The sequence below is a fragment of the Sporichthya brevicatena genome (assembly GCF_039525035.1).
Lineage (GTDB): Bacteria > Actinomycetota > Actinomycetes > Sporichthyales > Sporichthyaceae > Sporichthya > Sporichthya brevicatena.
Genome location: NZ_BAAAHE010000019.1, coordinates 76,799 through 97,237 on the forward strand (window position 1 = coordinate 76,799; position 20,439 = coordinate 97,237).

General features: G+C 71.7%; 22 protein-coding genes. 8 read left to right on the forward strand and 14 right to left on the reverse strand.

Translation table 11 applies throughout. The features are described from left to right. Window position 1: 1 nt before the first annotated feature. Complete coding sequence (locus tag ABD401_RS12630) at window positions 2-1,693, reverse strand: VanW family protein (protein ID WP_344605177.1); 1,692 nt, start codon at window positions 1,691-1,693, stop codon at window positions 2-4. A 127-nt stretch (window positions 1,694-1,820) separates the two neighbouring features. Between ABD401_RS12630 and ABD401_RS12635 the strand changes: the two genes are divergently transcribed. Genes ABD401_RS12635 through ABD401_RS12645 form a run of 3 tightly spaced genes read left to right on the forward strand, consistent with a single transcriptional unit; the run spans window position 1,821 to window position 4,583 of the window. Then, a complete protein-coding gene (locus ABD401_RS12635) occupies window positions 1,821-2,300 on the forward strand; it encodes an SRPBCC family protein (RefSeq protein WP_344605179.1) in 480 nt (159 codons plus the stop codon). Window positions 2,301-2,323: 23 nt separating this feature from the next. After that, window positions 2,324-3,553 (forward strand): APC family permease, encoded by a 1,230-nt coding sequence (locus ABD401_RS12640; RefSeq protein WP_344605181.1) that lies wholly within the window; start codon window positions 2,324-2,326, stop codon window positions 3,551-3,553. A 4-nt stretch (window positions 3,554-3,557) separates the two neighbouring features. Beyond that, window positions 3,558-4,583: a TolB family protein gene (locus ABD401_RS12645; RefSeq protein WP_344605183.1), complete on the forward strand. Its 1,026-nt coding sequence runs from the start codon at window positions 3,558-3,560 to the stop codon at window positions 4,581-4,583. 26 nt (window positions 4,584-4,609) lie between these two features. Here ABD401_RS12645 and ABD401_RS12650 read toward each other — a convergent pair whose 3' ends face one another. Continuing rightward, the gene (locus ABD401_RS12650) at window positions 4,610-5,506 is read right to left on the reverse strand and encodes an amidohydrolase family protein (protein WP_344605185.1); all 897 of its coding nucleotides are present in this window, start codon (window positions 5,504-5,506) and stop codon (window positions 4,610-4,612) included. Then, complete coding sequence (locus ABD401_RS12655; protein ID WP_344605187.1) at window positions 5,503-6,189, reverse strand: winged helix-turn-helix transcriptional regulator; 687 nt, start codon at window positions 6,187-6,189, stop codon at window positions 5,503-5,505. Before ABD401_RS12655 ends, ABD401_RS12650 begins: the two co-directional genes overlap by 4 nt. Before the next feature lie 88 nt (window positions 6,190-6,277). Here ABD401_RS12655 and ABD401_RS12660 point away from each other — a divergent pair, with 88 nt between their 5' ends. After that, the gene (locus ABD401_RS12660) at window positions 6,278-7,120 is read left to right on the forward strand and encodes a class I SAM-dependent methyltransferase (protein ID WP_344605189.1); all 843 of its coding nucleotides are present in this window, start codon (window positions 6,278-6,280) and stop codon (window positions 7,118-7,120) included. Window positions 7,121-7,131: 11 nt separating this feature from the next. After that, window positions 7,132-7,656 (forward strand): SRPBCC family protein, encoded by a 525-nt coding sequence (locus tag ABD401_RS12665; protein WP_344605191.1) that lies wholly within the window; start codon window positions 7,132-7,134, stop codon window positions 7,654-7,656. Between the two features lie 43 nt (window positions 7,657-7,699). Here ABD401_RS12665 and ABD401_RS12670 read toward each other — a convergent pair whose 3' ends face one another. The 9 genes from ABD401_RS12670 to ABD401_RS12710 all read right to left on the reverse strand — a co-directional run bounded on the left by ABD401_RS12670 (window position 7,700) and on the right by ABD401_RS12710 (window position 17,695). Continuing rightward, window positions 7,700-8,266 (reverse strand): hypothetical protein, encoded by a 567-nt coding sequence (locus tag ABD401_RS12670; protein WP_344605193.1) that lies wholly within the window; start codon window positions 8,264-8,266, stop codon window positions 7,700-7,702. Between the two features lie 62 nt (window positions 8,267-8,328). After that, entirely contained in the window at window positions 8,329-9,117 is a 789-nt protein-coding gene (locus ABD401_RS12675) for an ABC transporter ATP-binding protein (protein ID WP_344605195.1), read from the reverse strand. Continuing rightward, window positions 9,114-9,815: an ABC transporter ATP-binding protein gene (locus ABD401_RS12680; protein WP_344605197.1), complete on the reverse strand. Its 702-nt coding sequence runs from the start codon at window positions 9,813-9,815 to the stop codon at window positions 9,114-9,116. Before ABD401_RS12680 ends, ABD401_RS12675 begins: the two co-directional genes overlap by 4 nt. Continuing rightward, window positions 9,812-11,785 (reverse strand): ABC transporter permease, encoded by a 1,974-nt coding sequence (locus tag ABD401_RS12685; RefSeq protein WP_344605199.1) that lies wholly within the window; start codon window positions 11,783-11,785, stop codon window positions 9,812-9,814. Before ABD401_RS12685 ends, ABD401_RS12680 begins: the two co-directional genes overlap by 4 nt. 30 nt (window positions 11,786-11,815) lie before the next feature. Continuing rightward, a complete protein-coding gene (locus ABD401_RS12690; protein ID WP_344605201.1) occupies window positions 11,816-12,697 on the reverse strand; it encodes a hypothetical protein in 882 nt (293 codons plus the stop codon). Continuing rightward, window positions 12,697-14,001, reverse strand: coding sequence for a hypothetical protein (locus ABD401_RS12695; RefSeq protein ID WP_344605203.1), 1,305 nt, complete (start codon window positions 13,999-14,001; stop codon window positions 12,697-12,699). The genes ABD401_RS12690 and ABD401_RS12695 overlap by 1 nt, the downstream gene beginning before the upstream one ends. Before the next feature lies 1 nt (window position 14,002). Further along, window positions 14,003-15,490: an ABC transporter substrate-binding protein gene (locus ABD401_RS12700; RefSeq protein WP_344605205.1), complete on the reverse strand. Its 1,488-nt coding sequence runs from the start codon at window positions 15,488-15,490 to the stop codon at window positions 14,003-14,005. A gap of 44 nt (window positions 15,491-15,534) precedes the next feature. Next, window positions 15,535-16,644, reverse strand: coding sequence for a phosphotransferase family protein (locus ABD401_RS12705; RefSeq protein WP_344605207.1), 1,110 nt, complete (start codon window positions 16,642-16,644; stop codon window positions 15,535-15,537). Between the two features lie 4 nt (window positions 16,645-16,648). Beyond that, entirely contained in the window at window positions 16,649-17,695 is a 1,047-nt protein-coding gene (locus ABD401_RS12710) for a DUF4124 domain-containing protein (RefSeq protein ID WP_344605209.1), read from the reverse strand. A 148-nt stretch (window positions 17,696-17,843) separates the two neighbouring features. Here ABD401_RS12710 and ABD401_RS12715 point away from each other — a divergent pair, with 148 nt between their 5' ends. The 3 genes from ABD401_RS12715 (at window position 17,844) to ABD401_RS12725 (ending at window position 19,768) form a co-directional block, all read left to right on the forward strand. Then, window positions 17,844-18,512 (forward strand): TetR/AcrR family transcriptional regulator, encoded by a 669-nt coding sequence (locus ABD401_RS12715; RefSeq protein WP_344605211.1) that lies wholly within the window; start codon window positions 17,844-17,846, stop codon window positions 18,510-18,512. A 56-nt stretch (window positions 18,513-18,568) separates the two neighbouring features. Beyond that, window positions 18,569-19,192, forward strand: coding sequence for a TetR/AcrR family transcriptional regulator (locus ABD401_RS12720; RefSeq protein ID WP_344605213.1), 624 nt, complete (start codon window positions 18,569-18,571; stop codon window positions 19,190-19,192). A gap of 99 nt (window positions 19,193-19,291) precedes the next feature. Continuing rightward, window positions 19,292-19,768, forward strand: a complete 477-nt coding sequence (locus ABD401_RS12725) for a (2Fe-2S)-binding protein (protein WP_344605215.1) — start codon at window positions 19,292-19,294, stop codon at window positions 19,766-19,768. A 4-nt stretch (window positions 19,769-19,772) separates the two neighbouring features. Here the strand turns inward: ABD401_RS12725 and ABD401_RS12730 are convergent, their stop codons facing one another. After that, window positions 19,773-19,901: a hypothetical protein gene (locus ABD401_RS12730; RefSeq protein ID WP_344605217.1), complete on the reverse strand. Its 129-nt coding sequence runs from the start codon at window positions 19,899-19,901 to the stop codon at window positions 19,773-19,775. Window positions 19,902-19,907: 6 nt separating this feature from the next. Then, window positions 19,908-20,276: a hypothetical protein gene (locus tag ABD401_RS12735; RefSeq protein WP_344605219.1), complete on the reverse strand. Its 369-nt coding sequence runs from the start codon at window positions 20,274-20,276 to the stop codon at window positions 19,908-19,910. Window positions 20,277-20,439 lie beyond the last annotated feature (163 nt).

Consider the following 20,439-nt stretch of genomic DNA (forward strand, 5'->3'; position numbering starts at 1 on the left):
GTCAGCTCTTGCGTGGGTTGGTGCAGACGATCCGGTCGGTCGGGATGTAGCGGGTGAAGAACTTCTCCCGCTTCACGACCTTGCCGTCCTTGTAGAACACGCGCGTGACGTCGATGTCGAAGCCGGCGACCGGAGACTGCGGCGTGCAGTCGGCGGCCGCGGAGGTGATCGTCTTCGGCTGCTTGTAGTTGTACCGCTCCGAGCTGACCGACTCGATCTTGTCGTAGTACTTCGTGCCCCAGACTGTCACGCGGATCCAGCCGGGCTGCGTCGTCGCGCGCAGCAGGATGCCGGTCGGGGTGTCGTTCTGGAAGCGGAGGTCCTTCGCGCCCCACGCCACGGTCGCCTCGCGGCCGGCCGGGTACCGGCTGATGTAGAGGCTGTGGGTGTGGTGCTCGACGTCCTTGAGCCCGGCGAAGAAGATCGCGTTGAACACGGTCGTCGCGGACTGGGAGACACCTCCGCCGAGGTCCTCCTTGAACTGGCCCTTGTCGATGATGAAGCCCTTGACGAAGCCGTTCTTCTCGGTGCGCTCACCGACGGTCTTGTTCAGGCTCCAGGTCTCGCCGGGCAGCACGAGGGACTCGTTGATCAGCTCCGCCGCGCGGCCGATGTTGTTCACCCGGTAGGGCGCGATCGGGTAGTTCGTGCGGAAGGACGAGATCTTCTCGGTGATGCCGAGGTTCTGCGCCTCCTCGGTCGTCAGGTCCGGCTCGGCCGGGACGACGTCCGCCTCGACGGTGCGCGGGATCGGCGCGACCAGGGCGGCGCGCATCCGCTCGCCGAAGCTGGCGGTGTCGATCTTCTCGCCGTCCTGCCCGGGGATGAGCTTGGGCAGGTTCTTCTCGAAGGTGAAGCGGGCGTCCTTCGGCGGGGTGACGAGCTTCGGGTTCTCCTTCGCAAGATCCTCGGCCATGCGGTCGGTGTCGACCGTCCAGTTCAGAGTCGCGCCGGACGGCGTGATCTTGAGGTAGTCGTCGAGCTTCGCGGTGCTCAGCGTGACGTTCTGCCCGTCGAGCTTCACGGTGATCGGCCCGGCCATGGCCGGCCCGGCGAAAGAATTCATGACCCGGTCGACCTCGGCCTGGCCGACGACCGGCGGCGTCGTCTGCACCTCGGCGGTGACCTCGGTGGCGCCGGACTCGTAGGCCTTGCGCAGGGCCTCGGCGGTCTCGGCGACGAGCAGCGTCCGCCCTTCGCGCGGCTGGACGGCGACGGCCTCGCCCGCGGTGAACTTCACGCGGCCCTCGCGGACCTTCTGGTTCACCTTCTTCGCGATGCCGGTGACGGCGGCGTTGAGGGCCTTGTCGTCGACGGCGAGCACCGGGTCGATGCGGTCCTTGGCGCCGAAGAGGACCGGGAAGAGCACGCCCGGGTTCAGGCTGCGCTCGCCGGCCTTCGCCACCGTGGCGGCCGCGTCGACGGTGATGCCGGACTTGACGGTGTCGAGTTCGAAGGACTTCTCACCCGCCCGGACCGTGACCTTCTTGCTGATCACGGCCGGCAGTTCCGCGGCCAGCTTGGACTCGGCCTCGGCGCGGCTCAGGCCACCGATGTCGATGCCGAGGACCGTGGTGCCCTTCTTGATGTCCGAGCCCGCCGCCGCGTAGGCGGCCGCGTACAGCCCGAGGCCCAGCAACGCCGCGGCGGCCACGACGACGATCGTGATGCGCTGCGCGAGAAACTGTGACAACCCTGAGGTTTCGGGCATATCAGGCGCCGGGGGCGGCGGAGGTCCAGGTACGGACGGTGTTCCCACAGCACTCTCCCCCAGCTGGTCGCCCCGTTCGGCCGGCCGCAGAGAATCCTAGACTCGCCTCATGCGGGCGTTCACCGAATCGGTCACAGTTCACATCTCAGCACCGCCCCAGGCGGTCTGGGATCTCATCACGGACGTGACCCGGATCGGGGAATTCTCCCCCGAGACGCTGGAAGGCCGCTGGATCGACGGCGCGGCCGGGCCGGCGGTCGGCGCCAAGTTCCAGGGCCACGTCAAGCGCAACGGCCGGGGGCCCATGTACTGGACGACCTGCCGCGTCACGCGGTGCGAACCCGAGCGGGATTTCGCCTTCGTCGTCGAGGTGCCCGGCCTGGGCACCGGCGTGAACACCTGGCGCTACCAACTCGCACCGGCCGGGGACGGCACCGACGTCACCGAGTCGTTCGAGCTCACGCCGTCCCCGTTGATCAAGCTCTACTGGCTGCTGGCCGGGCCGTTCCGCGCGAAGACGAACGTCCGCGGGATGACCGAGACGCTGAATCGCATCAAGGCGGTCGCCGAGACGTCGCCGGCGAGCTGACCACGGCGCGCGACGGGTCGGGGATGGACCGCCCGCTGCGCCGGACGCTCGGGACGCCGGACGCCGTCGTCCTGGGCCTCGGCTCGATGGTCGGCGCCGGCATCTTCGTCGCCCCCGCCCCCGCGGCGGCTGCCGCCGGGTCCGGGCTCCTGCTCGCCCTGATCCTGGCCGGGGCGGTCGCGTACGCCAACGCGCTCTCCTCCGCACGGCTGGCCGCGCTGTACCCGACCTCGGGCGGCGCGTACGTCTACGGCCGCGAGCGGCTCGGGGAGTTCTGGGGCTACCTCGCCGGGTGGGCGTTCGTGGTGGGCAAGACCGCCTCGTGCGCGGCGATGGCCCTCGCCGTCGGGACCTACGCGTGGCCCGAGTACGCCACCGAGACCGGTGTGGCCGTTGTGGTGGCGCTGACGGCCGTGAACTACGTCGGGATCTCGCGGTCGGCGGCGTTGACGCGGCTCCTCGTCGCGGTCGTCGTCGGCGCACTCGTGGTCGTGGTCGCGGTCGCGCTCGGCGCCGACGCCGCGCAGACCGACCGCCTGCGCCCGGCCGGCGACACCGACCTGCGCGGGATCGCCGAGGCCGCCGGGCTGCTGTTCTTCGCGTTCGCGGGCTACGCGCGGATCGCGACGCTCGGCGAGGAGGTGCGCGACCCGGCCCGGACGATCCGGCGCGCGATCCCGCTGGCGCTGGGGCTCGCGCTCGCGCTGTACGCGGCGGTGCTCGCGGCCGCGCTCGCGGTGCTCGGACCGGACGGCCTCGCCACGACCGAGGCACCGCTGACGGACACCGTGCGGGCCGCGGGCGCCGACGGGCTCGTGCCGCTGGTGCGCGTCGCCGCCGCGCTCGGCGCCGCCGGGGCGCTGCTGGCGCTGATCCTCGGCGTCTCCCGCACGACGCTCGCGATGGCCCGGGACCGGCACCTGCCGCACGTGCTGACCGCCGTCCACCCGCGTTTCGGCGTCCCGCACCGCGCCGAACTCGCCGTCGGCGCGGTCGTCGTGGTGCTCACGGTGGCCGGGGAGATCCGGGACGTCGTCGCGTTCTCCTCGTTCGGGGTGCTCGTCTACTACGCGATCGCGAACGCGGCCGCCTGGACGCTCGCGCCCGGCCGGGCCCGGATCGTCCCCGCACTCGGCTTCGTGGGCTGCCTCGCCCTCGCGCTGACGCTGCCGCTGGAGGCCGCCCGCGCGGGCGGCGCCGCGCTGGCGATCGGGTACGCCCTGTTCATCCTGCGCGGGGTACTGGCACGCTGAGCCCGTGCGTACCCGGGTGCTCCTCGCCGCGACGGCGGTGCTGCTCGCGCTGACCCCCGGCGCGGCCCGCGCCGACGACGTCCCGCCGCCGCCCAAGCCCCTGCCGGCCCAGACCGAGGCCAAGCCGCGCTCGACGGCGCCGTGGATCGCGTACAGCGCCCTCCCCTACAGCGAGGCCGCCGGCCCGGCGCGCGGCTACCTCGGCGCGGGCGACGTCCGTCTGGTGCGCAGCGACGGCGTCGACGACCGCGCGGTGACGACCGGCCCGGCCACCGAGTTCGAACCGACCTTCTCCCCCGACGGCGTGTGGATCGCGTTCAGCAGCGACCGGGCCGACGTCCGCGCGGGCCGGACCGACATCTGGGTCGTCCGCCGCGACGGCACCGGCCTGCGGCGGCTCACCACGAACCTGAACGCACGCCGCCCGGCGTGGTCACCCGACGGCACGCGCATCGCGGCCGGCACCGACTCCGGCATCGTCACGTTCACCGCCACGGGCAAGAAGGCGGCGGACTTCGTGCCGGTGACGAAGAACGACGCCGGCCACGTCGACTTCGCGCCGACGTGGACCCCCGACGGAGCCCGCCTGCTTTTCACCCGCACGACGTTCGCGAACGGCGCGGCCACCGGGCAGTCGATCTGGTCCGCCCCGGCCGCGGGCGGCAAGGCCCGGCCGCTGCTCGGGAGCTCCGGCCCGTCCGGCTACCTCTCGCAGCCCGACGTCTCCCCCGACGGCAAGTTCGTGACCTTCCTGCAGGCCGACGCCTCCGGCACCGGGATCTGGCTCGTCGACATCTCGGGCTCGCCGATCGGCCGCCTGGCCCACAGCGCCACCGGGCTGCTGAACACGCCCACGTTCTCCCCGGACGGCGGGTGGATCCTGTTCACCCACTCGGGTCGCGACGGCAACAGCCCCTCGTCGATCCGGTTGGTCAACGTCGACGGGACGAAGACGCGCGTCGTCACCCGCATCACTCGCGGGAACTACTACGCGCCGACCTGGGACCCGTCGGCCACGACCAAACCCTGACCGGACCCTGACCGTCAGTACGCCGGTCAGAGCTGCAGGTCCGGCCAGAGCGTGAGGGCGTTCTCCCGGAACACCGCGCGCAGCCATTCGTCGCCGAGATCGAGTTCGGCGACGGCCGCGACCTGTTCGGCGTAGGTGTTCGGCATCGTCGGGTAGTCGCTGCCGAACAGGATCCGGTCGCCGAGCTCGGTGAGCACGGCCCGGGCCTCGGCCCGTGGGAACGGCCACAGGTCGTCACCGAACTTCGTGAAGACCCCGGTCACGTCAAAACGCACCGCCGGGTGACGGCGCCCGAGTTCGACGAAACCCTCGAACTCCGGCATACCGAGGTGGGCGACGATCGCCGGGAGCTGCGGGTGCCGGGCCAGGACCTCGCCGAAGACCGCGGGCCCGGTGAACGCGGTGGCCGTCGGCCCGCCCCCGACGTGGGCGACGACGGGGACCCCGGCCTCGGCGAGCAGGCCCCACACCCGGTCGAGCAGCTCGTCGCGCGGGTCGTACCCACCGACCTGGACGTGGGCCTTGAACACCCGCGCGCCGGCCTCGATCGCCTCGCGCACGTAGTCCGCGGCGCTCTCCTCCGGGAAGAACGTCGCCGTGTGCAGACAGCCGGGCGTCTGCGCAGCGAACTCGGCCGCCCAGGCGTTCAGGCCCGCCGCCATGTCGGGTTTGTGCGGGTAGAGCAGCCCGGTGAACGCCTGCACGCCCATCGCGCGCAGCCGACCGAGCCGCGCCGACATGTCCTCCCGGTACTGCACCGGCCACGGCCGGCCGAGCAGCGGGCCCGCCGCGTCGAAGTACTCCCACACCTTCTGCTGCAACCGGTCCGGCATCAGGTGCACGTGGACGTCGACGATCCCGGGCAGGCCGAGCGCCGCCCAGTAGCCGGGCAGCTCCGCGTCCGTCTCCGGCGCCGCGGTCATCGGGCCGCCGCGGGCCGGGGAACGAGAGCGGCGCCGGTCGGCGGGAACCAGCGCGGGACCGCGCGGCGCAGGGTCGCCGCGCCGCTCAGCTCGAGGAGGCCGGACCGCTGTGCGGCCGCCCACGTCATCTCACCCATCCACACGTCGGTGAGCGTACGGACCGACGTCGTGACCGTGACACCCACGTCGTGCCCGGGGTCGTAGTCGCAGACGTCGGAGCTGTCGGGCGTGATCGTCATCCACCAGGCGCTGCCCGTGCCGCGCAGCTCCGGGAAGCGGAAGTTCACGACGGTGCGACCCGGCGGAACCGCGGTGTGGTCGACGTTGCGGTGCATGTCCCACATCAGCAGCTTCGGGTCGTAGTCGCCGTCGGCGGGCTTGCCCGCCCAGCGCACACCCCAGACCCCCAGCGCCTCCACGACCGGCTCCAGTTCGCGCCCCGCCGGGGTCAGGACGTACTCGACCTCGCGGCCGTGCGTGCGCCGTTCGACGATGCCGGCCTTCGTCAGGTGCGTGAGCCGTGTGGAGAGCAGGGCCGGGGACATCCGCGGGACACCGCGGCGGATCTCGTTGAAGCGCGTGCTGCCGAACAGGAGCTCGCGGACGACGAGCATCGTCCAGCGCTCGTCGAGCAGCTCCATCGCCTTCGCGACCGGGCAGAACTGCCCGTAACTGGCTCCCATGCGCGGCACCGTAGTACAGATTCAGTACCGGGTCAGATACAGATTCTGAACTAGGTCGGGGCCGGTCGGCGCTCCTAGCGTCGGAGTCATGACTACGACTTTCGACAGCACTGCCGATCACGCACTGAAGGCCCGTCACCGGGCGATGTGGGCCCTCGGGGACTACCCCGCCGTGGCCACCGAGGTCATCGCCGAGCTCGGACCGATCCTCGTCGCCGCCGCGGGAATCGGACCCGGCACCACGGTCTGCGACGTCGCCGCCGGTTCGGGCAACGCGTCCATCCCCGCCGCCCTCGCCGGCGGCGAGGTGACCGCCACCGACCTGTGCCCCGACCTGCTCGAGGTCGGGCAGGCCGCCGCCGAGCGGGCGGGCGCCACGCTGCAGTGGCGGGAGGCCGACGCCGAGAACATGCCGTGCGCCGACGCCCGCTACGACGTGACGATGTCCTGCGTCGGCGTCATGTTCGCCCCGCACCACCAGCGGGCCGCGGACGAGCTGCTGCGCATCACCCGCCCGGGCGGGACGATCGCGCTGATCAGCTGGACGCCGGAGGGCTTCATCGGCCGCATGTTCGCGACGATGAAGCCGTACGCTCCCCCGCCGCCGCCCGGGGCCTCGCCTCCGCCGCTGTGGGGCAACGAGGAGCACGTCCGCGCGCTGCTCGGGGCCGGGGTCTCCTCGCTGCACGCGGCCCGGCGCACCCTGAAGGTCGACCGCTTCGCCTCCGGCGCCGAGTTCCGGGACTTCTTCAAGGCCACCTACGGCCCCACCATCGCCGTCTACACCGCACTCGGCGACGACGCGGAGAAGGTCACCGCCCTCGACGCCGACCTCGCGGCGCTCGGCGACGCAGCCCTGTGCGACGGGGCCTCGCCCGAGGGGGTCATGGAGTGGGAATACCTCCTCGTGACGGCGACGCGGGACTCGTGATGGTGCCCCGGATGAAGCACGAGAAGGAGCGCGTCTCCGACACGATCACGATCGCGGCCGGGCCGGCGGTGGTCTTCGCGCTCGTGACCGACCTGCCCCGCATGGGCGAGTGGAGCCCCGAGAACACCGGCGGCGCCTGGCAGAACGGCGCCACGACGGCGGCCGTCGGGGCGCGCTTCCTCGGGAACAACGCGAACGCCGAGGCGGGCAAGTCCTGGGACGTCGGCGTGGTCGTCACCGAGCTGGACGCCCCGCACCGGTTCGCGTTCCGGACCGTGTTCCGCGGCCTCACCCTCGCGCACTGGATCTACCAGATCGAGCCGCTCACCGGGGCCGACGGCGTCGCGGCGTGCACCGTGACCGAGACCTGGGTCGACACCCGCAACCGGACGATGGCGCGACTGCTCGGCGGGCGGATCACGGGGATCCCGGGGCTGAGCCGGGCCGAGTTCACCCGACGGTCGATCGCGACGACCCTCGCCAACCTGAAACGGACGGCGGAATCGGTGGCCCCAGGCACACCCGCTGCGGCCTAGACGCCTGCGGGTCACTGCGCCTGCGGGTCACTGCGCCTGTGGGTCACTGCGCCCGCAGGCTCTCCAGGAACTCGGCGAACTGCATCATCGAGACGTCCGCGGGCTGCACGACCGGCCCGAGGGCGTCGGCCGCGGCTCGCGTCCCCTCGGCGAACGCGGTCAGGCCGCCGTTGAACTGCTCGTTGTACGCCGCGAGCGGGGCAGCGGCGGCCCGTCCGCCGTCGATGAACTGCCGCGCCGGTTCGGCCATGGCCTCGAAGACCTGGGGGCCGGCGGCCTCCGCCGCGAGGATCTCGTTGGTGACCGGCTGGGCCTCGGCCGGGAACTGCGCGAGCGCCAGGTTCACCGTCGACGTGCCGATCCCGTAGAACAGCGGCACCGCGAGGGTCGCGCCGGTCTGGCAGTAGTCGAAGAAGTTCGACAGGCCGGTGACCCGCGGCGGGGCGTCCGCCGCCGGCTCGGCGGCAGCGGCCCGCTCAGCGGCAGCGGCCGGGGACGCGGTCAGGGCCAGGGGCAGCGCCAGGCCGACCGCGAGCGTGCCGGACGCGGCCAGCGTCGTGCTCCGGCGCGACCGGGGGCGCCGGTGGCGGGGCGGGGACTGACGGGACATGGGGGCCTCCACCTGCTGATGCAGCTTCAGGTTGCGCTCTCGCCGGTCGCTTCTGCGGCGGTTCATGCTGCTTCTTTACCGAGATAAGCCGCTTGGACGTCCGGGCTGTTGCGGACCTCGTCGGCGGTGCCGGCCATGAGCGGCTTGCCGAAGTCGAGGACGAAGATCCAGTCGCAGATCTCCAGGACCAGGCTCATGTCGTGCTCGACCATGAGGATGCCGATGCCGCGCGAGGCCACGAGCTCACGCAGCTGGCGGCCGAAGTCGCGGCTCTCCGCGGGGTCGAGACCGGACGAGGGCTCGTCGAGCAGCAGGATCCGGGGGTTGCGGGCCATGGCCCGGGCCAGTTCGACCAGCCGACCCTGGCCGGTGGACAGCGACCCCACGACCCGGTCGGCCAGCGGCTCCAGCCCGGTCGCGTGCAGCACCTCGTCGGCCTCGTGCCGGATCTGCCGCCGCCGGGCGCGGCCGGAGGCGCGCAGGCCCAGCTGCGAGACCGGGTCCCAGGACAGCCAACGGGCCTCGACGCCGAACTCGACGTTCTCCCGCACGGTCATCGTGGAGAACAGCTCGAGGCGTTGGAAGGTCCGGCCCAGGCCCATCCGGGCGCGGCGCGACGGGCTGTGGCGGGCGAGGTCCTCGCCGTCGAGCGTCACCTTGCCGCGGACGGGTGCCTGCAGACCGCTGCACACGTTGAACAGCGTGGTCTTACCGGCGCCGTTCGGGCCGATCAGGCCGGTGATGCGGCCGGGCGGCGCGTGGACGCCGACGCCGTCGAGCGCGGTGAGGCCGCCGAAGCGGACGACCACGTCCTCGGCCCGCAGGCCGTCGCCGGAACTCAGCTCGGTCATGCCACGCCCTCCCCGAGGTACCGCTCGAAGATCGTGCCGCTGCGGCACTGGGCCGGTTCGCCGACGAACACGATCCGGCCCTTCTGCAGGATGTAGACGTAGTCCGCGATCGCGAGCGCGCGGTGCACGTACTGCTCGACGACGAGCAGCGAGCGCCCTTCGGCGCGAAGCATCTCCACCGCGGCGAAGATCTCGTCGATGACGACCGGCGCGAGGCCGACCGAGAGTTCGTCGATCATCAGCAGCTGAGGCTGCGTCACCAAGGCTCGGGCGACCGCGAGCATCTGCTGCTGGCCGCCGGACATCGTCCCGGCCGTCTGCGACAGGCGCTGGCCGAGGACCGGGAAGTACCGGGTCGCGGTCTCGATCGCCCTCGCCTTGTTCCGCCCGCGGGTGTGCATCGCGAGGTTCTCCGCCACCGTGAGATTGCGGAAGATCCCGCGGCCCTCGGGGATCAGGCAGATCCCGTCGGCGACGCGGGCGTGCGGGGTGCGCGTCCCCTGCACACGGTCGTTCCAGCGCACCTCCCCCGCGGTGGGGTGCACGAGGCCGGCGATCGTCTTCAGCAGCGTCGTCTTGCCCGCGCCGTTGGACCCGAGCAGCGCCACCGCCGCCCCGGCCGGGACGGTCAGGTTGACGTCGTGCAGGACCTGCGCGCGGCCGTACCCGGCCTGCAGGTGCCGGAGCTCGAGGGTCATCGCGCACCTCCGGTGGCGCCGCGGACGGGGCCGGCGGCCAGGCGTTGCCGGCGACGGGTCGCGTGCGCGCCGACCCGCGCGGGGCCCTCGTCGGCGAGGCGGCCCCAGAGCCGGGTGTTGGGCAGGTTCGTCACCAGGCCGACCAGGCCGTTGGGCGCCTGCGCCAGCAGGATCGCGCCGATGCCGAAGAACATCGTCTGGTAGTTGATGACGTCCGCGTCGGTGAAGAACGCGGGGATCGCGACCATCATCACCGTCGCGAGTGCGGCCCCACCCAGCGTCGCGGAGCCGGCCGCGACCAGGACCGCCACCCACGTGAGCGACTGGAAGAACGAGTAGCTCGACGTGCCGACGGTCGTCACCTGCGCCGAGAGCAGCGCGCCGGCGATCGCCGCGAAGAACCCGCTGACGCAGAACACCACGGTCCGCGCGGCGGTGGTGTTGATGCCGAGGGTCTCGACCGCGACGTTGCTGTCGGCTGTCGCGCGGAGCAGGCGGCCGAGGCGGGTGGCCCGGACCAGCTCGATCGCGACGACCGAGACGACCGCGATCGCGAGCACGAAGAAGTAGAACTCGTTCGTGCCGTCGAGGACGTTGCCGAACCAGGTCGGCCGCTGGATCGCGACCTGGCCGGAGGTGCCGAAGACCCAGGACGTGTTGTAGAGCAGATTCTGGAACAGGACGCCGAAGCCGAACGTCGCGAGCGCGAGGAACAGGCCCGACAGGCGGATCGCCGGGATCGCGAGCAGACCCGCGATCGGGACCACGATCAGCCCCGCGACCAGCATCGCCGGCAGGAACGGCCAGCCGTCGGCCTGCAGGTGCCCGAGCGTGGTGGCCCCGAGGGCGACGAACACCGCGTGGCAGAGCGAGATCTGGCGCGAGAGCCCGAGCAGCAGGCTGAGGCTGCTGAACATGATCAGCATCGCGAGGGCCGTCGTGGCCGTCGTGGTCCGCGAGTCGGTCGCGATGCTCGGCACGATCAGCGCGACGGCGACGATCGCCGTGAGGACCCCGACGGGGAAGCGCCGTGACCCCGGGGCGAGCGTCGCGGTCGTCGAGCGCGGCTGCACGCTCTTCGTGAGCTCCTTGAAGCTGCCCTTCTTCGAGAGGACGAGCACGGTGAACAGCGCGATGAAGGGCAGCGCCTGCGGCAGGCCCGCCAGCCACGTCTGGTCGGAGGCGTAGGTGCTGACCCACTTGATCGACAGCTGCCCGAGCACACCGAGAGCGAGAGCACCGGCGTAGGCGATCGGCAGGCTGACCAGGCGGCCGAGCGCCGCGGCGCCGAAGGCCTGGACGACGAGCAGGATGAGGACGAGCGCGTCCGCGCCGAGCGTCGGCGCGAGCAGCACGCCGGCCAGGGAGGCGAACGACGAGCCGAGCATCCACGCCAGCGTCGTCGTGCGCGAGGCGTTGGCGCCGGTGAGCTCAGCCAGTTGCGGATCGTCGACGACCGCGCGCATGTCGAGACCGATCTGCGTGCGCTTGAAGAACAGCGCGAGGCCGAGACCCAGGCCCGCGGCGATCGTCGTGATCGCGATCTGGTCGTAGCCGACGTTGACCGCACCCATGTCCACGACCTTCTCGGGGAAGATCGCCGGGACCGGCTTGGACGTGGGGCCGTAGAGAATGATGACCAGGCCCTGCAGCGCCACCAGCAGACCGATCGAGACCACGACGTAGGCCGCGGACCCCGCTCCCTGAAGGCGGCGGAACAACGCGCGGTCGACCACGATGCCGATCGCCGGGCCGAGGCCGAGCACCACCACGAACACCGCGAGCTCGGGCGGGAGGCCCCAGTCGACGGTGAGCGTGTAGTAGGCGTACGCGCTGACCATCGCGACCGTGCCGTGCGCGAAGTTGAACACGCCGGAGGTCGTGTAGGTGACGACCAGGCCCATCGCCGCGAGGGCGTAGATCGAGCCGGTCGTGATCCCCAGGACGAGGAACGGCAGGTAGTCGGACATTCGCGTGTCAGCTCACCGGTTCCAGCGCCGTCACAGCGCCGCAGGGGTGCAGATGGCGCAGGGCCGGATGCCCTCGGGCAGGGCGGACGAGCTCACGGTCTCGGTCCGTTCCCCCGTCACCATCGCGCAGGTCGGCACGTGGGCGTACCGGCCCTCGGGGATGACGACCAGGCGCTCCGGCATCCGGGTCGCGACCGGGCCCGCGGTGGCGGTGGTCGCGCGCGCCTGGCTCTGATTGCGTGTCAGGAAGCCACCGAGCAACAGGTTGCGGCGACGCATCAGACGCCGCCGCATCCCGACCATGCCGATCACGCCGACGACACCGGCGACGGCGAGCACACTCGCCGCCGACGCCGTGGCGGTGAACGCCGGGCGGGCCTCGTTGGTGTTCGCGGCCTGCCAGTACGCGACCATCAGCGCCGCGAAGGCGAACGCGATCGCGAGCCCGCCGACCCGCAGGTGGGCGAGCATCTCCCGCGGCATCGCGAGAACCTCGCGCGGCTGGGCGCTGCGCTGCGCGACGCCGGCACCCACGGCACCGTTCGCGTTCGCCGGCGACCCGGCGCGGTGCCGGGACGCGCGCGCCTCGGCCACCGGCTCCACGAGGTCGTCGAAGCGATCCGGGCCGCCGTCACTGCCCCCGTCGCTGCGCAGGCTGAGGATGGCCTCCTCGATGCGGTCGAGCTTGCGCCACTCGTCGTGCATGTCGGCGGAGATGTAGAGCGTCGCGCCGACGCCGAGGAGGAACACGCCGCCGAGGCCGCCGGAGATCAGGTACGCGAGTTCCTCGGCCACGTAGGGCGAGTCCGCGATGCCCTGGTAGCCGACGATCAGCAGGACGACGCCGAGCAGCACGCACACCACGGCGGCGATCCGGTCCCACTGGGACTTCAGCACGGTCAGGACGTCCATCAGGCACGTCCTCCCTTCAGGGCGATCGAGGCACGCCACAGGAGCGAGCAGAGCACGGCGATGCCCGCACCGAGGGCGATCACCAGGTAGAAGAAGCGCATCTGGTCGTCGAGGTCGAGCGCGATGGAGGCGTTGACCGTCGAGGCCCCGGCCTGCGGGGCGAAGTTCACGGTGGGAACGCCGGTCGTCGGCACCCCCGCCGCGGCGTCGATGCCGGTGGTCGGCAGCGCGCCCGTGGCCACCGGCACGTCGACACCCGTCGCCGCGTCGACCGGTGCCGCCGGGGTCGTCCCGGCCGGCGTGGTGCCCGCGCTGTTCGCGGCCGCGATGTCCAGCAGCGAACCCGACCCGCCGACGATGAAGCTGGAGGCGTTGCCGATCAGCGTGCGCGCGACGCCCTCGGGCGACCCGGCGAAGGGCATCTTGCCCCGCTGCAGGATCTCGACCCCGGCGTTGGAGGCGCCGCCGTTGACCTCGTTGCCGCCGGCGAGGGCGACGGAGATCCCGCCGTCCTGCAGCGCCTTGTTCAACTGGTCGAGGATCGGCGCGTACGCCGTGCCCGGCGAACCGCCCGGCGCCATGATCCCGTCGCGGGAGAGCCCGACCGGCTGGCCGAGCACGCTCACGCCGGTGACATCGGTGACCGACGTCGTCGTCGGCTTCGACTCCCCCGGCTTGAGCACGCTGGTCGTCCGGACGTGCACCTCACCGATCTTCAGCACGCCCTCGACGTCGATGCCGCGGATGATGCTGTCGGCGATCGACGTCATCACCCCGTCGTCCCCGATCACGACGCTGGTCTCCTGGAGGGAGCCGGCGGTGGAGATGACGCCCGCGACCGGGCCGGCCAGCTTGGCCTTCGCCGACGCCGTGCGGGCCTCGGACTCGGCGTCGAGCTTGAGCGACCCGGTGGCGTCCTGCGCCGACGCCTTCGGCGTCAGGTTGCCGTCGGTCACGACGTAGAGCGGGTAGGTGAACGGGAACGCCTGGCCGGTGCCGACGTTCGCCAGCGCCGGGGCGTTGACGACCGTGTCGCCCGGGTACGGGAACGACGCGAACGACGAGCTGCCGCCCGAGGAGTTCACGACCGCCTGGGAGATCGGGCCACCCGCGTCGTAGAGGGTGTCGACGACCAGATAGCCCGGGAAGTCGTAGCTGGTCCGGATGCCGCTGGCGCTCGCGGTGCCGACGGCGGCGCCCGCACCGGTGTCGTCCGCCTGAGCGGGCGTCACCAGGCCGGTCGCGGCCCCCAGCGTCGCGACAACCCCCGCGAGGCCGACGGCGACCTTCGTGGTCCGGCGCATGTCAGGTACCCGGCTTCCAGTCGGGAGCGCAGACGAAGCCGCCGCGTTGGACGAAGGCGCCGTTCTCCAGCCTCACCGGCGCGATGCACCGATTCGTCTGGGTGCGGTCGTCGCTCTTGGCGAACGTGATGCCGGGCAGCAACCCGCCGAGCTTCTCGTTCTTGAGCGAGTAGAGGAGGTCGAGGAAGTCCTGGCTCGTCACGGTCTTCTTGTTCAGGAACTTCCCGGCGTACTTCTCCAGCAGCGCGCCGACCACGAACGCCCCGGCCCCGACGTCACCGGTGACCTTGCCGGGCTGGTAGCGAGCCATCGCGTCCCGGTAGTCCTTGAGGAGCGGGGACGTCGAGTACGCCGGCGTGCGGCTCGCGAGCAGGAGGCCGTTGAGGATCGGGCCCTGGTCGAGCGTCGCCTGGATGCCCAGGTTGTAGGTACCGGCGAGGATCGGGGTGTAGTTCTGTTGCGCCGCGTTGCGCGCCACCCGACCGACGCTCGCGCTGTCCAGCAGGAGAACCATGACCTCGGCGCCGGCGTTCTTCGCCTGCAGCAACTGCGCGGTGTAGTCCGGCTGCACGAGCGAGACCTGCGCCCTGTAGACGATCTCCAGGCCTTTGTACGGCAGCAGCTTGGAGAAGCTGCTGATCTGCTGGGCGCAGGTCGACGCCTCCTGGCAGTACAGGACGCCGAGCTTCTTCTTGTCGGTCTGCGCCGCGATGGTGTTGATGAAGCCCCAGGCCTGGCCCACGTCCGCGCCATTCATGGGGTTGAACACCATGATCGAGTGGTCCGAGGAGATCGCGCCCCCGATGCTCCCGATGACCGGAACGCCCTTCGCCTTGAGGTACGGGATCGCGCCGTCGAGCTCGCCGAAGCTGTACTCGTTGAAGAACGCGACCGCCTTCTCCTGTTCCACGCACTTCTGCGCGATCGCCTGCGCGTTGGCGGCAGCCCCGCCGGTGTCGGCGATGATCATCCGCACCTTGTGGCCGGCGAGCCCGCCCTTGGCGTTGATGTACGCCTCCCAGGCCTTGTTCGCCACGGGCGCGGGGCCCGTCACGGCGCCGAGGATGCCGGAGGAGTTGCCGAACGAGCAGAAGACGATGTCGTCGCGCGGGCCCGCGGGCACCGGGACCTCGACGTTCGTGCCGGGCACCGTGGCGGTGTTCGTCGAGGCCTTGCCCGGGGCCGCGCTCGCGCCGGCGGCCGGCGCGGCGGGGCCCGCACCGGCGACCGTGCCGGCGTCCGTCCCCGTACCCGCGGCGGGCGCCGCCGCCCCGGGGTCGACCGCACCGGGCACGGCACCGACCGCGCCCGCGTCACCGGTGCCGGGGGCTGCGGCGACCGCGGTGGGAATGCTGATCGCGCCCTGGGTCGCCGCCAGCTCGGTCTCGGACAGGTGCGATCCGCATCCGGCGAGCAGCGCGATGCCCGTCACCGCCACGACGGCGGCGCGCAGCCGGCCGGACGTCCGCGTGCGACGTGTCCTTCGCATGGTCATGGTCTCCTTCGGGGAGTGCTCGCTGTGCGTCCGGGCGGTCATCGGCTCACCGTCCGGGGTACGGCCCACCTCGTGTCCGCGTCCGGGACCGGGGCGCCGATCAGTTCGGCCAGCAGTCGGCTGGCCGGGTCGGCCGCGACGGGACGTCGGTCGCCCCGCTCGGCCAGGAGCTTGGTCGTGCGGTGCAGCAGAACCGCGAGCCGCAGGGCCGCGAGCACCTCGTAGTACTCGGCGTGACGAACCTGATGTCCCGTCAGCTCTGCGTAGCGCGCGATGGTGGCGGCGCGGTCGGGGAAGCCGGTCGGCAGCGGCCGGCCCAGCCCGTCGGTGTGGTGGCGCTGGACGAACAGCCACCAGCCGAGGTCGAGCTCGGGCGAGGCGAGCGCGACCAGCTTCCAGTCGAGGACGCCCGCCACGGTGAGGTCGTCGGCGAACAGCAGGTTGCCGAGCCGGGCACCGCCCCAGCACACGACCGTGGGCTCGTCCCCGGGGCGGTTGGCCTCCAGCCAGTCGAACGCCGCCTCCACCACCGGGTGCGCGCCCTCCGCCGCCGCCCAGTCGTAGCTCGCGCGCCACAGCGCGAGCTGCTGGTCCAGCGGCGTGGCACCGAGCTCCGGCCGGTCGAGGAAGTCCAGCCCGAGCGAGTGCGCGTCCGCGGCGTGCAGCTGACTCAGGGCGATCAGGCCGTTGTCGTACAGGCGTGCACGCTCGTCGGCGGTGAGGTCGAGGACCCAACCGCCGGCGGTGTAGGGCGGGTCGTCGCGCGGAACCCGGCCGAGGAGGCGCTCCATCACCAGGAACGAGGCACCGAGCACCGACGGGTCGGTCTCCACCCAGGGCGCCGGCGGGACGGGCGCCGCGGAGTGCACCGACAGCGCCTGCATCACCCACTGCTCGGTCACGAGGTCGTAGTGCGGGAAGACGCCCGGGCCGACCGGCGCGACCTTCGCGACGTAGTACGCGCCGCCGGCGGTCTCGTTCCGGACCCAGTCCGCCCGGAACCGGATCATCTCCGTCGCCATCGCGTGGCCGGCCGGGACGGCGACCTCCGACACGGCGAGGTCCGTCACCCCGAGCAGCTTGGTCGCCAACCACCCGCGCAGCGCCTTCGCGGTCTGCACGGGGTCCCGGGGCGGGGCGAGTGACATCGCGTCAGACCGCCGGTCCGCGGCTGCGTGCCCGCATGCCGAGCTGGTACTTGTCCGCCCAGAGCTCCTGGTACGTCGAATGGGTGGTCCGGCCCTGGGAGTCGGTCCACCGGTAGACGGTGTCGTGGAAGGAGGCGTTCGGCCACGCCGGCATCACGCAGGTCGCCACGGCCTCGCCCGTGAAGCGGTGGACGACACCGGTCTCGTCCTCGGCCTCGATCTCCTGACGGAGCGAGATGAAGGTGCCGGGCTGCTGCTCCAGCACGTTCCGGCGGACGCGGAGGATGTCGAGCGTCTTGTCCCCCTGCTGGAGCCAGGCGAAGTGGTGGGTCCGGCTCCCCGCCGGGATGTCGTAGATCCCGGCCCAGGTCGGGTCGGTGTCGGGGGCCTCGAACGAGATCTGATTGAAGATCAGGTCATCGCCGAAGTACATGGGGGACCAGCCCACCGGCGGGGTCGGCGGCCCGCCCTGCGTCTCCTTGCGGATCTGCAGCCAGGACCGGTCGCGGGGGTAGTGGCAGTCCACCGCGTGGTGCTCGCCGTCGACGACGCACTCACCCGTGACACGCATGAACTGCTCGCTGCCGCCGGTGACCCGGGACGGGTCGTCGTGGTGGTCGTCCTCGCCGGGGACGACGTGGCCGCGCGCGAGCAACGGCGTCACGCCGGTCTGGACCACGTCGAAGGAGTGGCGGCCGTCCGCGCTCGCGTACGTCACGCGCGCGACGCGGCCAGGCTCGGTGAACTCGATCGTGAGGCCGTTCGCGGTGCGGATCGTGGTGCCGTCGACCGTCGGCCACGGCATCGTCATCTCGTAGTTGCAGTGCGCGGCGTCGATCGGCGACGGGTTGTGCAGCCCCTGGAACATCACCACGCCGCCCTGCGAGAGCGGGAACGCCGGCTGGTAGCGCACGTACGCGAACACCCCGATCGCCGCCTCGGGCACGGCGAACCCGAAGTAGTGGGTGTGGATCGTGTGCGGGTCCCAGACCTCGCCCGGCCCCGGAAGGGGCAGGATCAGGTCACTCTCCGGCGGCTGAACGGGGGGCATCCGGCTCCTCGAATGACGTACGTCACGTGCTCTCCGCGACGGTAGCCCTTCATGAAGCGACCTTTCAATACTGAAATTTCACTAGATTGCTCGGTCAGCTGACCGATTCTGATTGAACGATCGACTTTGAAGGCGGCACAATGCCGTCATGCCTCAGGCGACGCGCAGCCCGTCCGCCCGCGTGCTGCGCCGCCAGCAGCGCACCCGCGCGGAGCTGACGCGGGCCGCGGCGCGCATCATCGCGACGAAGGGCGTGGAGGGGCTCCGGCTCCGGGAGGTCACCGACGAGGCCGACGTCGGGTTCGGGTCGTTCTACCACTACTTCGAGTCCAAGGAAGAGCTGGTCGAGGCGGTGGTCTCCGACCTCGCCGGCGCCGCCAGCGCCGCGCTCGGTGCGCAGCTGGCGGGCTACTCCGACCCGGCCGAGGCGGTCTGCGTCGCGCACCGCTGGCTGGTCCGGGCGGCCGTCGAGGACCCGGTCGGCGCCCGCCTGCTCGTCCAGCTCGACCACGCCGACGTCCGCCTGCAGGAGCGCCTCCTCCCCCTCGGCGTCGCCTTGATGGAGACCGGGATCACCTCGGGTCGCTTCCGGCCGACGGACTCGCCGGCGACCACCGTCAGTTACCTCGTCGGCGCGACGCTCGCGCTGATGCGCGCCGTGCTGGAGGGCCGCGTGGGGCCGGAGGCGGAGTCGCAGGCCGCCGTCGTCATGCTCCAGGCCCTCGGGCTGGACGCCGCGGACGCGAACGAACTCGCCTACCGCGACCTGCCGAGCGCGGCGCTCGTGGACCTTAGCGAGCAAACGCTGTCCAACTGAACATTCCTTCAATATTGAAAGTTGATTCTAGAAATGAGCCCTGTCATATTGGTGGAGTGACCGAGCAAGAGGTGGCGGAAGTCCGGACCCGGACGGATCGCCGACGGGAACGCACCCGGGGGAAGCTCACCGACGCCACGCGCGAACTGATCGCCGAGAAGGGCGTCGCGGGGCTGCGCATCCAGGAGATCACCGAACGCGCCGACGTCGCGCTGGGCTCCTTCTACAACCACTTCGACTCGAAGGAAGCGGTCGTCGAGGCCGTCATCGCCGAGAGTCTGCAGAACATCGCCGAGACACTGGCCGCCGATCCCGTCGAGGACGCCGCCGAGCTCGTGAGCATCGCGATCCGCCGCTTCGTGGGCCTGGCCTACTCCGACCCGGAGTTCGCCAGCGTCGTCGTGCACCTCAACCACGCGGACGCCCTCTTCGGCGTCGCCGTCCACCCGGCCGCGCGCTCCGCCGTCCAGCGCGGCATCGCGGAGAACCGGCTGGAGGTCCCCGATCTGGAGGTCGCGGTCACTGCGATCCTCGGCGGCGCGCTCGCCGTCATGCGCGCGATCGTCGACGGCCGGCTCGGCAAGGACGCGGAGATCAAGTACGCCGAGGCGGCCCTCCGCTCCCTCGGGGTCGCCCCCGTCGACGCCGCCGAGGTCGTCCGCCGGCCGCTCAAGGGCTGACTCCTCCCCTCGGCTCCCCTCGCCCCGGCAAAGCCCCGTTCATGTCGGCTGCGTTTCCGAGTTCCCGCTCTACCTTTCCGGTGAGGAATGGAGACTGCGGTGGCCCGACACTCGTTCGTGCTCAACGGCAAGAAGGTCAGCGTCGACATCGAGAACAACGTCCGCATGCTCTGGGTGCTGCGTGACGTCCTCGGGGTGACCGGCCCGAAGTACGGCTGCGGCATCCGCGTCTGCCAGGCCTGCACCTCCCACCTGAACGGCAAGCACTTCAACCCGTGCTCGGTGCCGGTCTCGGACATCAAGTCCTCGGACCGCATCACCACGATCGAGGGCCTCGCCAAGACGGCCAAGGGCAGCCTGCACCCGGTCCAGGAAGCCTGGATCAAGTACGACGTCGCCCAGTGCGGTTACTGCCAGCCCGGCCAGATCATGGCCGCGACCGCGCTGATCAACCGGGTGAAGAAGTCCGGCCGCAAGATCTCCGAGGCCGACCTCGACACGCTGCGCAACGTCTGCCGCTGCGGCACCTACCCCCGCATCCGCGAGGCCGTGAAGTACGCCGCCGCCCGTATGTGAACCGTCAGATCTCGGCGGAGTCGCCGTGGCGGGCGAACCGGCTGTGCACGATCGTCCAGACGTCGCCGCTCTTCTCCGCGCGGGTCACGCGGCCGCCGATCAGGTCCCGGACCGCCGACGCCGCCCCGGGCATCCTGCCTCAGGCGGCCCGCACCGGGTGGCCGCCCGAGTTGACGTACTCGACGAGGTTCGGTGAGACGCCGAGGACCACGCCGTACTCGCCGTGGTGGAGACGGATCCCGCGGGCGTCCCAGCTGACCTGCCAGCCGTGCGTGTCGATCAGGTAGGTCAGCGAACGCACCAGGGCTTCCGCCGCGTCCTGCGGCGTCCGCGGCTCCATGTTCGTCTCCCACGTCACGCGCCGGCACAGCTCGCGCGGGTCGAGCGCGGCGAGTTCGTCGATCCGGGCGTTGATCTCGATCGCGACCGGGGAGAGCAGGAGGTCGGTGGTGTCGTGCGGCTTCAGCATGGTGGTCATCCCCTTCGACTCGGTGTCCGTGACGTCCACCCTGCTCCGTCCGCCCGGCACCACCCCAGGGGCGAGAGTCCCCGACCGTCCGGGACTGTCGACGCCTCCGCCCCGGGTCCTCCCGGGCCACCGATGTCAAGAAGGGGTGACTGTGAAAGTCGCCTCTGCAGCCTGAGCCGTTTGTGGTGGGCTGTGGCTATGG

Bases quoted from the DNA above. Each gene is read 5' to 3' on its own strand.
- ABD401_RS12640 (WP_344605181.1), top strand. From the start codon at position 2,324: ATGGACCGCCCGCTGCGCCGGACGCTCGGGACGCCGGACGCCGTCGTC.
- ABD401_RS12670 (WP_344605193.1), bottom strand. From the start codon at position 8,266: ATGTCCCGTCAGTCCCCGCCCCGCCACCGGCGCCCCCGGTCGCGCCGG.
- ABD401_RS12635 (WP_344605179.1), top strand. From the start codon at position 1,821: ATGCGGGCGTTCACCGAATCGGTCACAGTTCACATCTCAGCACCGCCC.
- ABD401_RS12650 (WP_344605185.1), bottom strand. From the start codon at position 5,506: ATGACCGCGGCGCCGGAGACGGACGCGGAGCTGCCCGGCTACTGGGCG.
- ABD401_RS12660 (WP_344605189.1), top strand. From the start codon at position 6,278: ATGACTACGACTTTCGACAGCACTGCCGATCACGCACTGAAGGCCCGT.
- ABD401_RS12680 (WP_344605197.1), bottom strand. From the start codon at position 9,815: ATGACCCTCGAGCTCCGGCACCTGCAGGCCGGGTACGGCCGCGCGCAG.
- ABD401_RS12665 (WP_344605191.1), top strand. From the start codon at position 7,132: ATGAAGCACGAGAAGGAGCGCGTCTCCGACACGATCACGATCGCGGCC.
- ABD401_RS12710 (WP_344605209.1), bottom strand. From the start codon at position 17,695: ATGCCCCCCGTTCAGCCGCCGGAGAGTGACCTGATCCTGCCCCTTCCG.
- ABD401_RS12695 (WP_344605203.1), bottom strand. From the start codon at position 14,001: ATGCGCCGGACCACGAAGGTCGCCGTCGGCCTCGCGGGGGTTGTCGCG.
- ABD401_RS12685 (WP_344605199.1), bottom strand. From the start codon at position 11,785: ATGTCCGACTACCTGCCGTTCCTCGTCCTGGGGATCACGACCGGCTCG.
- ABD401_RS12690 (WP_344605201.1), bottom strand. From the start codon at position 12,697: ATGGACGTCCTGACCGTGCTGAAGTCCCAGTGGGACCGGATCGCCGCC.
- ABD401_RS12730 (WP_344605217.1), bottom strand. From the start codon at position 19,901: ATGCCCGGGGCGGCGTCGGCGGTCCGGGACCTGATCGGCGGCCGCGTG.
- ABD401_RS12700 (WP_344605205.1), bottom strand. From the start codon at position 15,490: ATGCGAAGGACACGTCGCACGCGGACGTCCGGCCGGCTGCGCGCCGCC.
- ABD401_RS12675 (WP_344605195.1), bottom strand. From the start codon at position 9,117: ATGACCGAGCTGAGTTCCGGCGACGGCCTGCGGGCCGAGGACGTGGTC.
- ABD401_RS12715 (WP_344605211.1), top strand. From the start codon at position 17,844: ATGCCTCAGGCGACGCGCAGCCCGTCCGCCCGCGTGCTGCGCCGCCAG.
- ABD401_RS12705 (WP_344605207.1), bottom strand. From the start codon at position 16,644: ATGTCACTCGCCCCGCCCCGGGACCCCGTGCAGACCGCGAAGGCGCTG.
- ABD401_RS12655 (WP_344605187.1), bottom strand. From the start codon at position 6,189: ATGGGAGCCAGTTACGGGCAGTTCTGCCCGGTCGCGAAGGCGATGGAG.